10 protein-coding genes are annotated in these 12209 nt (G+C 68.0%); 3 read left to right on the top strand and 7 right to left on the bottom strand.

Features of this window, described 5'->3' with window-relative positions; genetic code table 11:
• Positions 1-12: 12 nt before the first annotated feature.
• The 3 genes from ACXDF8_RS06045 to ACXDF8_RS06035 are packed head-to-tail and all read right to left on the bottom strand — an operon-like array spanning position 13 to position 4121.
• Positions 13-1203, bottom strand: coding sequence for an FAD binding domain-containing protein (locus ACXDF8_RS06045; RefSeq protein ID WP_457222329.1), 1191 nt, complete (start codon positions 1201-1203; stop codon positions 13-15).
• On the bottom strand, positions 1200-2582 hold the full coding sequence (locus tag ACXDF8_RS06040) for an MFS transporter (RefSeq protein ID WP_457222328.1): 1383 nt from the start codon (positions 2580-2582) through the stop codon (positions 1200-1202). The genes ACXDF8_RS06045 and ACXDF8_RS06040 overlap by 4 nt, the downstream gene beginning before the upstream one ends.
• Before the next feature lie 39 nt (positions 2583-2621).
• Entirely contained in the window at positions 2622-4121 is a 1500-nt protein-coding gene (locus ACXDF8_RS06035; RefSeq protein WP_457222327.1) for an aldehyde dehydrogenase, read from the bottom strand.
• A gap of 164 nt (positions 4122-4285) precedes the next feature.
• On the opposite strand from ACXDF8_RS06035, the gene ACXDF8_RS06030 reads away from it, so the two are divergent.
• Positions 4286-6088: a helix-turn-helix domain-containing protein gene (locus ACXDF8_RS06030; RefSeq protein WP_457222326.1), complete on the top strand. Its 1803-nt coding sequence runs from the start codon at positions 4286-4288 to the stop codon at positions 6086-6088.
• Here the strand turns inward: ACXDF8_RS06030 and ACXDF8_RS06025 are convergent.
• From ACXDF8_RS06025 to infC, 4 genes are read right to left on the bottom strand one after another with little or no spacing between them, the layout of a single operon-like run.
• Positions 6071-6886 carry a TrmH family RNA methyltransferase gene (locus ACXDF8_RS06025; protein ID WP_457222384.1) on the bottom strand — a complete coding sequence of 272 codons (816 nt, stop codon included), beginning with the start codon at positions 6884-6886 and terminating at the stop codon, positions 6071-6073. The two genes, ACXDF8_RS06030 and ACXDF8_RS06025, sit on opposite strands and share 18 nt — an antisense overlap.
• The gene (rplT, locus tag ACXDF8_RS06020; RefSeq protein WP_457222325.1) at positions 6883-7302 is read right to left on the bottom strand and encodes a 50S ribosomal protein L20; all 420 of its coding nucleotides are present in this window, start codon (positions 7300-7302) and stop codon (positions 6883-6885) included. Before rplT ends, ACXDF8_RS06025 begins: the two co-directional genes overlap by 4 nt.
• 48 nt (positions 7303-7350) lie before the next feature.
• Complete coding sequence (rpmI, locus tag ACXDF8_RS06015) at positions 7351-7545, bottom strand: 50S ribosomal protein L35 (RefSeq protein ID WP_457222324.1); 195 nt, start codon at positions 7543-7545, stop codon at positions 7351-7353.
• 12 nt (positions 7546-7557) lie between these two features.
• Entirely contained in the window at positions 7558-8160 is a 603-nt protein-coding gene (gene infC / locus ACXDF8_RS06010) for a translation initiation factor IF-3 (protein ID WP_457222383.1), read from the bottom strand.
• Between the two features lie 296 nt (positions 8161-8456).
• Here infC and ACXDF8_RS06005 point away from each other — a divergent pair, with 296 nt between their 5' ends.
• Together ACXDF8_RS06005 and lysX are read left to right on the top strand one after the other, a co-directional pair.
• Positions 8457-8828: a DUF1844 domain-containing protein gene (locus ACXDF8_RS06005; RefSeq protein WP_457222323.1), complete on the top strand. Its 372-nt coding sequence runs from the start codon at positions 8457-8459 to the stop codon at positions 8826-8828.
• A gap of 44 nt (positions 8829-8872) precedes the next feature.
• Entirely contained in the window at positions 8873-12190 is a 3318-nt protein-coding gene (gene lysX / locus ACXDF8_RS06000; RefSeq protein WP_457222322.1) for a bifunctional lysylphosphatidylglycerol synthetase/lysine--tRNA ligase LysX, read from the top strand.
• Positions 12191-12209: the final 19 nt, after the last annotated feature.

Below are 12209 nucleotides of genomic sequence, written 5' to 3'. Positions count from 1 at the left end.
CTTTCGGGGTGGTTAGCGTCCGGGGCCGTAGAGGCCGAAGCGCAGATCGGGGTCACCGGGAATCCAGGTGTTGTGGAACTGGGACCGCTCCCCCATGTCGACCACCCGCCGCAGCAGGGTGTCGCTGAGATGGAGTTGGCCCGGTTCCCACTTGGTCAGCGCCGACGGGATGCCGCCGCCGGCATCGCGCAGCGCGGCGGCCAGTGCCCAGCCGTCGGCGGCCGCCTTGGCGGTCCCGGCTGCGGCGTGTGGACGTGACGCGCATGCCGCGTCGCCGATGAGGGCCACCCGGCCCTGCGCCATGCGCGACGACCTGACGTCGGAGAGCACTTGCAGGTACGGGGTTTCGGTGGCGAGCACGACCTCGGCCACTGCAGGGGCGAACAGTTCTTCTGCGGCACAGCACATCTCGTCGACATAGCGATCCTGCACCTGGCCCGGGTGCACCGACACCGACCCGTGGAACCCCCGCTTGTCGATCAGCATCTCGGTCAACTCCGGGCCCGCGGGCACGTTGCGGTACCAGACGTAGTTCATCAGCCCATGCGCTGCGTCGAGATCGTGCTCGCCCGGTATCGGGTACATGGTGATGTGTGAGTGCGGCACCACGGCGTAAGTGATCGCGTCGTCGAGCGCCGCCCGGGTCTGCGGGGTCAGGACCGAGCGGGCCACGGTGCCGCGCCACCCGATGTAGCCGGCGTAGCTCAGGGTGGCGTGCGGGTCGAAACGTTCCCGCGCGGTGGAGGTGATGCCGTCGGCGAAGACCACCAGGTCGGCCGAGGCCGTGGTCCCGCTGACGAACCTGACGGTCGCTCGGTCGGCATCCTGGCTGAATCCGCAAGCGTATTCGCCGTAGTGGTAGCGCTCGGTGCCGAAGTCGGCGAGCAGCGCGCGATAAAAGGTCCCCCACGAGGTGTAGGTCCAGGTGGCCTCCTCCCGGTGCGCGACCCCACCATCGCGCTGCAGGTACTGAACATAGGAGGTACGGGTCTGCAGGTCGGCGAGGTTCTGGCTGCTGCGCTCGGTGAACCAGCGCACCGTGTCCGGCTGGAGAACGATGCCGCTGCCCCGCCCGTCGAGCGGTGTCGGTGTCCGTTCGTACACCTCGACTGCGAATCCGAGATCGCGCAACAGCAGGGCCGCGGTCAGGCCACCGATGGATCCGCCGACGACGACGGCTGTGGCACCGGAGTATTCGTTCACGACTGGCTCTTTTCGGCGTAGCGGACGGCGTGTTCGGCGACTGGGTCGGCCGGCATCGGCGCACCTCGGGTCTCGGCTGCGAAAGCCAGGCCGACGACGGCGATCAGTCCCAGCGCCGAGACCCAGGCGGTGGCCTGGCCCAGATTCCCACCGAACCAGCTGGTGGCGATGACCCCGGCGCTCAACGGCCCCAGCGCGGTGACGTAGCGCCCGACGCTGTTGCACACCGCGAGTGCGGTGGCCCGCACGCTGGGCGGGAACAGTTCCGGGGCGTAGATGAACGTGCCCGACAGTGCACCGAAGAGGCCGAAGCCCAGAATCGGCATGGCAAGGAGGAATTCGGGATAGCTGCGCTCGAACGGGAACGTCCAGACGATGCCGACGGCGGACACGACAAAACTCATCAGGAAGGTCTTGCGCCTGCCGATCAGGTCGGCGATGAAGCCCCACGACGCGTAGCCGACGACACCGCCGGCGTTGAATACCATGGCCGCGACCGCGACCCGGTGGTCGGCCAGCGCCGACGGCAGGTTCGCCGCCGCGGTCAGTTGCCGGATGATCTGCGGATACCAGGTGGACACGCTCCAGAAGGCGATCAGCGCGCCGGTCGCCAGGGCAGTGCACACCAGCATCGGTCGCCGCAGCGGCGGGGCGAACAACCGCCACAGCACGAATCGATCATGAGCGCTGTTGGTGCCCTGCGCTTTACGCTGACGCCGGGAGTGCAGGTGCGCGCTGATCTCCGGCGGTTCGGGCACGAACCGCCGGATGAACCAGACGACGAACGCGGGCAGCCCGGCGAGCATCAGCATGGCGCGCCAGCCCTGGCTGCCCATCAGTGCGTAGGCACCCGCGGCGGCGAAGAACCCGGCGGCGTAGCCGGACATCATCACGCCACCGGCGCGGGCGCGGAAGCGGTTTCGCCAGGTCTCGGCGATCAGGGCGGCACCGACCGGCGCCTCGACGCCCGACCCCAGGCCGGCGACGAACCGCAGGATGCCCAGCTGCCACCAGTTGTCGGCGAAGGCGGCCGCGGCGCTGAACACCGCGTAGGTCAAGATGCCCGCCGAGAGCACTCGGGTACGTCCGAAGTAATCGGCGAGCATCCCGAACAGGATGCCGCCGGTCGCCCAGCCGGCCAGGAACAGAGCCATCGTCAGGCCGCCGTACATTCCGATCGTGGCGCGGGTGGCGTCGATTCCGCTGTGCGGCAGTAGCTCGGTCATGGCCGGGCCGAGCACCAGGACGTAGAGGCTGCCGGCGAATCCGTCGAGGCCCCAGCCCAGGGTGGTTCCGGCTAGCACCAGCCATTGCGTGCGGGTGATCTCCCGCCGCCAGCCGGCGCCTGCCGTGGGTGGTCCCCCGCTTGCGGTTGCCATCGAATTCCCCTCACTGCGTTGTGGTTTGGTCATGTCGGATTAGTTCAGCCGGTCGTTCTGCCGGTCGCCGTACCAGTCGACCGGTTCGGCGGCGGTCCGGACGACGATGGTTTTGACCCAGGAGAAGTCCTCGAACGACTCGGTGCCCGCGTCCTTGCCCAGGCCAGACTCCTTGACGCCACCCCACGGCAGCGAGGGCTCCAACCGGTGGTGGTCGTTCACCCACACCATCCCGGCGACGATGCGTTCGGCCACCCGATGCGCCCGAGCGACGTCCGTCGTCCACACCCCGGCGCCCAGCCCGTAGCGGTTGTTGTTGGCCATCTGGACGGCCTCGGCTTCGTCGTCGAACGGGATCACCACGGCCACCGGTCCGAAGATCTCCGTGGTGGCGACGGACATGTCCATGGTGGCGTCGGCCAGGACGGTGGGTTCGAGGAAGAAGCCGTCTTCCAGATGCGCCGGCAGGTCCGGGGTGCCGCCGCCAGCGGCCAGTCGGGCTCCTTCGCGCAGGCCGGCGTCGATCATCCCCGCAACCTTGTCCCGCGCAACGGCACTGATCAGCGGGCCCATCTGCGTGGCCGGCAGGGTCGGATCACCGAGCCGGATGGCCCGCGCGCGCTCGGCCAACGCTTCGACGAACCGGTCGTAGATCCTGCGGTGGACCAGGAAACGTGAACCGGCGACGCAGGATTGACCGGCGGCGACGAAGGCCGCGAAAGCCGCTCCCTCCGCGGCGGCAACGGGATCGACGTCATCGAAGACCAAAACCGGGGTTTTCCCGCCGAGTTCGGCGGTGATCCGGGCGAACCGCGATGCCGTCGCGACCGCTGCCGCGCGGCCGGCCTCGGTGCCGCCGGTCAGGGTGATCTTGGCGATGTCGGGGTGACCTGTGAGCCGTTCGCCTGCGGGCCGGCCGCCAGTGACGACGTTGAGCACGCCGTCGGGAAGTCCGGCCTCGGCGAGGATGTCGGCCAGTGCCATGGTGGTGAGCGGGGTCAGTTCGGACGGCTTGACCACGACGGTGTTTCCATTGGCCAGCGCCGCGGAGAGGCTGCGGGCCAGGATGAGCATCGGGTGGTTGAACGGGGTGATGATGCCGCACACCCCCAGCGGAAGCCGCTGCTGGTAGGTCAGATACGGACCGTCGCCGGGCAGCACGGCCGCGCGCTGTGCTGCCAGCAGGCCGGCGTTGTAACGGAACCACTCCGGCACCCGGGACAGTTGGGCGCGAGTCTCGGTGATCGGCCTGCCGTTGTTCTGGGCTTCCAGAGTGTAGAGCCGCTCGGCGGCCGCTTCGACGGCGTCGGCCATGCGCAGCAACAGCTTTGCGCGCTCACTGCGCACCATGGCCGGCCACGGGCCGTTCTCGAAGGCCGCCAACGCCCGGGCGACCGCCACATCCACGTCACTGGCGCCGGCTTCGGTGACGGTGGCGATGACCGCGCCGGTCGACGGGTTGACGATGTCACGGACCGCCGGCGAGTCCTGCCCGCCAGCTCGGGGGCGGGTCGCCGTCGGGGTATTGGCGTAGCTCATGAAGTCCTCACATCCGCTCGCTTCGGTTGGTCGGTGGTCCGTCCGCCGTCCGGGCGCACTGACTATGAGTGTGGTCACACACCTGCCAACCCTCAATGTCTCCTGAGACATAAATCTGCCAACTAAGTGTTCTCCAGAACATCTAGTCGGGGCACAATGACGGGATGGTCGAGGAATCAGCCCCGCAGCGGTCCGGGTTGGAGTTGTTGACCTGGCTCGATGCATTGGGCGTGCTGAGTGCGGCGGCGGCGACCGATACCGATGTCGGTCAGGTGCTCACACTGGTCGCCGATACGGCCAGGACGCTGCTCGGTTTCGACTTCTGTGGTGTGCTGGTCCCCGACCACGACCGCCAGCGGCTGCGGATCGCCGGGTGGAGCGGGCTGTCCGACGAGTATGTGCAGCGGGTCAACTCCGACCGGCCGATCCAGTTGGATCTGGACAGCACCTCGCCGTCGAGCCGCGCCTTTCACACCGGGACGGCAGTGGCGATCCGCGACGTCACGGCCGAGCCGGAGTTCGCGCTGTGGGCCGGGATCGCCCGCGAGCAGGGGTACCGGGCCGTGATCGCGGTTCCGCTGGTCGCCCACAACGAGGTGCTGGGCACCCTCAACGGCTATTACGCCCCGGTCCACACGTTCACCAAGCACGCCGTCGCACGAATGTCGTTGCTGGCCAATCACGCTGCCATCGCGCTGACCTCAGCCAGCCGGCTCGAGGAGTTGCGCGCCCTCAATGTGTCGTTGCTCGAGCAGCGGGATATGTTGCGCCGCTCCGAACAGATCCACCAACGACTGCTCGGCGTCACGCTGCGATCCGGCGGTCTCGACGGCATCGCGGCGACACTCCGAGAGCTGCTCGGCAGGTCCGTGCTCATCGAGGATGCCCGACACGGGGTGCTCGCCGGCGACAGCACCGTCTTCCCGACCGCAGCCTGGCGGGCCGCGGCGGTCGGTGCCGACGACACGGCCGGTTCGACACCGGTTCCCCTCGCCGACGACACCACCGGTAGCCGGTGGTTCGTCAGCGCCGTTCAGCTGGGCAGCGAAATCGTGGCACGACTCTGGTTGCCCGACAACGACTCGCCGCTGGGCGCGATCGACTCACGCGCAGTCGAACACGCCTGCTTGGTGGTGGCGCTGGAGTTGCTGCGGGCCCGAACGGCCGACGAGGTCGAATACCGACTGCGCGGCGAGCTGCTGGCCGACCTGCTGGCCAGCCGGGCCACACCACCTGAGGCCCTGCTGGAGCGGGCGCGACGGCTGGGCCACGATCTCACGGTGCCGCACCGGGCGATGGTGGCCGCGGTGACCGCGCCAGCCGGGCGATCCGAGCCGCGTTCCTACGAGCGGGCGCTGTCTCAGGTAGCCAGGTTCGCCGCGGGCTACCACCCCCGGCCATTGGTCGCCATGCACGCCGGACAGGTGGTCGTGTTATGGCCGCCGTCCGCGGCACCGATCGAGAAATCCGATCCCATACCGTTCACCACGGCGATCCTGCGCACCCTGGAAATGGCCGTTCCCGGCGCCGAGGTGACCGTGGCGGTGTCCGACGAGCGCAGCGCAACCTATGCAGAGTCCTATCGTATTGCCAAGGGCGCCTTGCAGATCGCCGTGCGGGCCGGGCGTAGCGGTACGGTGGTCACCGTCGCCGATCTCGGCATCGTCGGACTGCTCCTGCAGATCGACGACTCGGCCAGACTGCATGAGTTCGCGCTGCGTGCGTTGCGGCCGATCGTGAATTACGACGCCGAACACCGCACCGAACTCGTTGCGACACTGCGCACCTACCTCGCCTGCCGGCGAGACCGAACCGCCACCGCCACCGCCCTGTTGATCCACCCCAACACGGTGGCGCAGCGGTTACGCCGGATCGAGAAGCTGTGCGAGCTCGACATCGACGACCCCGCGGCAATCATGCATTACACCGCGGCGCTGACCGTCTATGACCTAGCCGGCATGCCCTGAAGCACCGGACCGCTGAGCGCGTGCACTCTGATAGAGGCAGATCGCCGCGGCTGCAGCCACATTGAGGCTTTCAGCGCCGCCCGTCATCGGGATGCTCACACGGTGATCGGCCAACGCAGCCAGCTCGGCGGACAGCCCGTGCGCCTCCGAGCCGAGTACCCAGGCGGTCGGCCCGGTCAACACCGCGTCAGCGTCGTCCAGGCTCAGCTCCCCGTCGAGTGTTGTCGCCAGCACCTGCAGACCCGCCGACCGCAGCCGGGACACCGTCGCTCCGGTGTCCGGGTCGATCACCACCGGGACCGTGAAGATGCTGCCCGCCGAGGATCGCAGGCACTTGCCGTTGTAGGGGTCCACACCGTGCCCGGCGAAGATCACCGCCGCCGCCCCCATGGCGTCGGCGAGCCGGATCAGCGTGCCGGCATTGCCGGGCTCCGACAACTCGACAGCAACGACCAGCAGCCGCGGCCGGGCCGCCAGTACATCGGCAAGGTCGGCCTCCGGCAGCCGGCAGACCGCTACCAGGCCCGGCGGAGTCACGGTCTCGGACAACGCTTTCGCGGCCCGCTCGGTCACCTCGTGGACGGGCAAGCCGGTCAGCAGGTCGGCGTGGCGATCCGCGGCCGCCTCGGTGGCGAACACTTCGAGCACCAGGTCGCTGCGTACCGCCGCCTCGACCAGGTTGGGTCCCTCAGCCAGAAAGCGCCCAGCACGACGACGCCCGGTGTGGCGCTGCAGTTTGGCTGCAGCGACCACCCGGGCGGATCGTTCGGTAAGTGCCTCCGACAAGGGAAATGTCAGGCGGCTTCACCGCTGCCGGATGTCGCCGACCCAGCGGCTCCGGACGGTGCGTTGACGTCCTCCGGCAGTGCGGCCCTGGCGACCTCGACCAGCGCGGTGAACGCAGCCGGATCACTGACGGCGATCTCGGCGAGGTTCTTGCGGTCCACCTCCACACCGGCGGCCTTGAGGCCCTGGATCAGCCGGTTGTAGGTGATGCCGTTGGCGCGGGCGGCCGCGTTGATGCGGGAGATCCACAGCTTGCGGAAGTCACCCTTGCGGGCACGACGGTCCCGGTAGGCGTAGGTCAACGAATGCAGCTGCTGCTCTTTGGCTTTGCGGTAAAGCCGCGAGCGCTGGCCGCGGTAGCCCTTCGACGCCTTCAGTACTGTGCGCCGCTTCTTCTGGGCATTGAGTGCGCGCTTCACGCGTGCCATTGCGGTCTTCCTATTCTCGATCGGTCAAAACAAAGGGGGCTACGGTGTTCAGCCGTTCAGCATCGCGTTGACACGCTTGGTGTCATTGGCCGACACGGTGGTGCGGCCGTCGAGCCGGCGGGTGCGCTTGGACGCCTTGTGCTCGAGCAGATGGCGACGGTTCGCCTTCTGCCGCACGATCTTGCCGGTGCCGGTCTTGCGGAAACGCTTGCTGGCGCCGCTATGGGTCTTCGCCTTGGGCATGTGTCCTCAGTTCTACGTGGTGTCGGGCGATTCGGTGGGCTGCGTCTCGGCCGGGCGCCCTGCGGGCACGTCGGCGTCATGAGCCGCCTTGGCACGAGTCTTCGCGCCGCGGTGCGGTGCCAGCACCATCGTCATATTGCGGCCGTCCTGCTTGGCGGACGTCTCGACGAAGCCGTAATCGGCGACGTCGGCGCCCAGCCGCTGCAGCAACCGATACCCGAGTTCGGGCCGGGACTGCTCGCGTCCGCGGAACATGATCGTGACCTTGACCTTCGACCCCGCCTCGAGGAAGCGGATGACGTGACCCTTCTTGGTCTGATAGTCGTGGTCGTCGATCTTGGGCCGCAGCTTCTGTTCCTTGACGACGGTCTGCTGCTGGTTCTTGCGAGACTCGCGCTCCTTGAGAGCCGTCTCGTATTTGTACTTGCCGTAGTCCATGATCTTGCAGACCGGTGGTCTGGCATTCGGGGCTACTTCGACAAGATCGAGATCGGCATCTGCGGCGACGCGAAGGGCATCTTCGATGCGCACGATGCCTACCTGCTCCCCACCCGGTCCGATCAAACGGACTTCAGGTACGCGGATGCGCTCGTTGACGCGGGTCTCAGTGCTGATGGGGCCTCCCTGGTTCGGTTTCCTCTGCGGACCACCGCGGTGTCACACCGGGATCAGCAAGAGGGGCCACGCCATCAGCGTTCTGTTCCAAGAACAGAAAAGCCCTGCATGAAGCAGGGCCCGTGCCGACCGATCACGGCTGTCGCCGCCTGCGAAACCGCAGAACAGATACCCTTGCGGTATCTGTGACCGGACCGTCGTACCTACGGAAGACTCCGTGGCGGACGGTGGGAGTGGGACTCCACTTGCTGTCCCTGGCGTAAGCCGGGACGGTCGTGCATGCCAGTCTAGCAGGCATGACGGATTCTCCAGCATCGCCTTCTCCGACCGACCCCCGGACCGAACCGCCCGCTCGCGACCTGGCCGACATTCCCGCTGTCGAGGTGATCACCCGGGCCGCTGTGATGCTGATGAGCGCCGCCGCCGAGAAGATCGGGCTGTCCTCCCCCGATCCCGACACCAGCGAGCACCGTGACCTCGACGAGGCGCGCCGCCTGATCACCGCCCTGGCCGGGCTGGTGACCGCCTCGGCCGAATTCCTCGGCCCGCACGCCGGACCCATCCGCGACGGGCTCAAGAGCCTGCAACTGGCGTTCCGGGAAGCCAGCGCCGCCCCGGATGAACCCGGCCACGGCCCTGGCGAAAAATACACCGGCCCGGTCTGGTAGCCGGCACAGACAATTCAGATGCCGAACGCATATCCTCGCCCCCTATGACCGTCACGACGAGTCGGCCAGCTTCGAAGTTCCCGTGGGTGCCCGCCGCCGCCGGGTGGATCATCGGCGTCATCGCGACGCTGTCCTTGCTCTCGAGTGTGTCGACGATCCTGCGGCACGTCATCCGGATCCCGCGCGAGTTCATCAACGACTACCTGTTCAACTTCCCCGACACCAGCTTCGCCTGGGCGTTCGTCCTGGCGCTGTTGGCCGCCGCACTGGCGGCGCGCAAGCGGATCGCCTGGTGGATCCTGGTCTTCTACATGGCCGCCGCGTCGGTGTGGAACATCGTCGACCTGATCTCCGACGATTCGTCGGCGGTGGTGGACGCCGGCGAGGTCATCGGCCTGGTGTTCCACGTGACCGCAATCGGTCTCCTGCTGCTCGCCTACAAGGAGTTCTGGGCCAGGGTCCGACGCGGCGCGCTGCTCAAGGCCGCGCTGACCCTGGTCGCCGGACTGGCCGTCGGCACCCTGATCGGGTGGGGCCTGCTGGAGTTCTTCCCCGGTTCGCTGGCCCGCGACGACCGGTTCTGGTACGCCCTGAACCGAGTCGGCGCGTTCGCCGGTGCCGGCGCTGAATCATTCAGTGGGCATCCGCATGTCCTCGTCAACGCAGCGCTCGGCCTGTTCGGCGCGCTGGCTCTGATGGTGGCCGCCATCGTGCTGTTCCAGTCCCAGCGCGCCGAGAACGCACTGACGGGCGAGGACGAGTCCGCGATCCGCGGGCTGCTGGAGAGCTATGGCAAGAACGACTCGCTGGGGTACTTCGCCACCCGCCGCGACAAGTCCGTGGTGTTCGCGCCCAACGGCCGCGCCGCGATCACCTACCGCGTCGAAGTGGGTGTCAGCCTGGCCAGCGGCGACCCGGTGGGCGACCCGCGCGCCTGGCAGCAGGCGATCACCGCATGGCTAGACCTGTGCCAGGACTACGGCTGGGCACCCGGGGTGATGGGCGCGAGTTCGACCGGGGCGCAGGCCTACCGGGAGGCCGGCCTCAACGCGCTGCAGCTGGGCGACGAGGCGATCCTCTATCCCGACCAGTTCCACCTGTCGGGCTCGGACATGCGCGCCGTCCGCCAGGCGGTGACCCGGGCCCGGCGGGCCGGGCTCACGGTGCGGATGCGCCGGCATCGCGAGTTCAGCGCCGAGGAGATGGCCGAGGTGGTCAAGCGCGCGGACACCTGGCGCGACACCGAGACAGAGCGCGGGTTCTCGATGGCGCTCGGCCGGCTCGGGGACGCCGCCGACGGCGACTGCCTGCTGGTGGAAGCGGTCGACACCCAGGGCGGCGGGCAGGCCCCGGGGTCAGGCGAAGTGGTGGCCATGCTGTCGCTGGTGCCGTGGGGCGCCAACGGATTGTCGCTGGACCTGATGCGGCGCTCCCCGAAGTCGCCCAACGGAACCATCGAACTGATGGTCACCGAACTCGCGCAGAACGCCGAAGACATCGGGGTCAGCCGCATCTCGTTGAACTTCGCGATGTTCCGGTCGGCATTCGAGCAGGGCGCCCAGCTCGGCGCCGGACCGGTCGCCAGGCTGTGGCGGGCGGTGCTGGTGTTCTTCTCCAAATGGTGGCAGCTGGAGACGCTGTACCGCTCCAACATGAAGTACCAGCCCCAGTGGGTGCCGCGTTACGCCTGCTACGAGGACGCCCGGTTGATCCCTCGCGTCGGCGTCGCCTCGGTCATCGCCGAAGGTTTTCTCGTGCTGCCGTTCTCGCGGCGGACCAAACAGCACACCGGCCACCACTCGTCGGTACCACACGACCTCGTCGCCACCGGGCGCCTACACGCAGACGGCAGCGCCCCGGATCGCGCCGAGCCGGTTACCGAACCGGTGAAGACCGCCGAGTCGCGGCTGCCCGACCAGGTACGCGTGCGGATGGCCAAGCTGAAGACGCTGCAGGACAACGGAGTCGACGCGTATCCGGTGGGGACGCCGCCGACCCACACCGTCGCGCAAGCACTGGTGGCCGCCGATGATGTGACGCTCAGCGTCGCAGGCCGGATCCTGCGCACCCGCGACTATGGCGGTGTGGTGTTCGCCCAGTTGCGTGACTGGTCCGGTGACGTCCAGTTGCTGCTCGACAAAGCCGACCTCGACGGTGCCGCCGAGGATTTCGCGGCCGTCGACCTCGGGGACCTCGTCGAAGCCACCGGCCACATGGGCTACAGCAAGAACGGGACCCGCTCGGTGCTGGTCAAGCAGTGGCGCATGCTCGGAAAATGCCTGCGCCCCTTGCCGGACAAATGGAAGGGCCTGCAGGATCCCGAAGCCCGGGTGCGGGCCCGCTACGTCGACCTGGCGATCAACCCTGAGGCCCGGGACCTGATCCGCGCCCGCAGCAATGTGCTGCACGCGATTCGGGAAACATTGTTCGCCAAAGACTTCCTCGAAGTCGAGACGCCCATCTTGCAACAGATCCACGGCGGTGCCAACGCCCGGCCGTTCAAGACCCACATCAACGCCTACGACCTGGACCTGTATCTGCGGATCGCCCCCGAGCTCTACCTCAAGCGGTTGTGTGTCGGCGGGGTCGAGCGAGTTTTCGAGCTGGGCAGGGCATTTCGCAACGAGGGAGTGGACTTCAGCCACAACCCGGAGTTCACCCTGCTCGAGGCCTATCAGGCCCACGCCGACTACCGGATGTGGATCGACGGATGCCGGGAGCTGATCCAGAACGCGGCGATCGCGGCCAACGGCTCGGCAGTGGTGATGCGGCCCCGCGACGGCGACGACGACACGCTCGAACCCGTCGACATCTCGGGAAGCTGGGCCGTCAAGACGGTGCACGACGCGGTATCCGAAGCCATCGGTGAACGGATCGACGCCGAGACCGATCTGGCGACGCTGCGCCGGTTGTGCGACGCCGCCCATATTCCGTACCTGTCGCATTGGGACGCTGGTGCGGTGATCCTCGAACTTTACGAGCGCCTCGTCGAGGACCGCACGCAGGCTCCGACGTTTTACACCGACTTCCCGACGTCGGTGTCGCCGCTGACGCGTCCGCACCGCAGCAAGCCGGGCGTCGCCGAGCGCTGGGATCTGGTGGCCTGGGGTGTCGAGCTGGGAACCGCCTACAGCGAGCTCACCGATCCGGTGGAACAGCGTCGCCGACTCCAGGAGCAGTCCCTGCTCGCCGCGGGCGGCGATCCCGAGGCGATGGAACTCGACGAGGATTTCCTGCAGGCAATGGAATACGCCATGCCGCCTACCGGGGGCCTCGGCGTCGGTGTCGACCGGGTGGTCATGCTGATCACCGGTCGCAGCATCCGCGAGACGCTGCCCTTCCCGCTGGCCAAACCGCGTTAGCTGACAGCGGGCTCACAGC

It is taken from the genome of Mycolicibacterium sp. CBM1 (assembly GCF_054073305.1).
Note: the sequence above shows the minus strand (reverse complement) of the source record. Positions and strands in the feature narration are given on the sequence as shown.

Coding starts and splice junctions, on each gene's coding strand:
- ACXDF8_RS06040 (WP_457222328.1), bottom strand. CDS start 2,582: ATGGCAACCGCAAGCGGGGGACCACCCACGGCAGGCGCCGGCTGGCGG.
- ACXDF8_RS06035 (WP_457222327.1), bottom strand. CDS start 4,121: ATGAGCTACGCCAATACCCCGACGGCGACCCGCCCCCGAGCTGGCGGG.
- ACXDF8_RS06030 (WP_457222326.1), top strand. CDS start 4,286: ATGGTCGAGGAATCAGCCCCGCAGCGGTCCGGGTTGGAGTTGTTGACC.
- rplT (WP_457222325.1), bottom strand. CDS start 7,302: ATGGCACGCGTGAAGCGCGCACTCAATGCCCAGAAGAAGCGGCGCACA.
- rpmI (WP_457222324.1), bottom strand. CDS start 7,545: ATGCCCAAGGCGAAGACCCATAGCGGCGCCAGCAAGCGTTTCCGCAAG.
- ACXDF8_RS06005 (WP_457222323.1), top strand. CDS start 8,457: ATGACGGATTCTCCAGCATCGCCTTCTCCGACCGACCCCCGGACCGAA.
- lysX (WP_457222322.1), top strand. CDS start 8,873: ATGACCGTCACGACGAGTCGGCCAGCTTCGAAGTTCCCGTGGGTGCCC.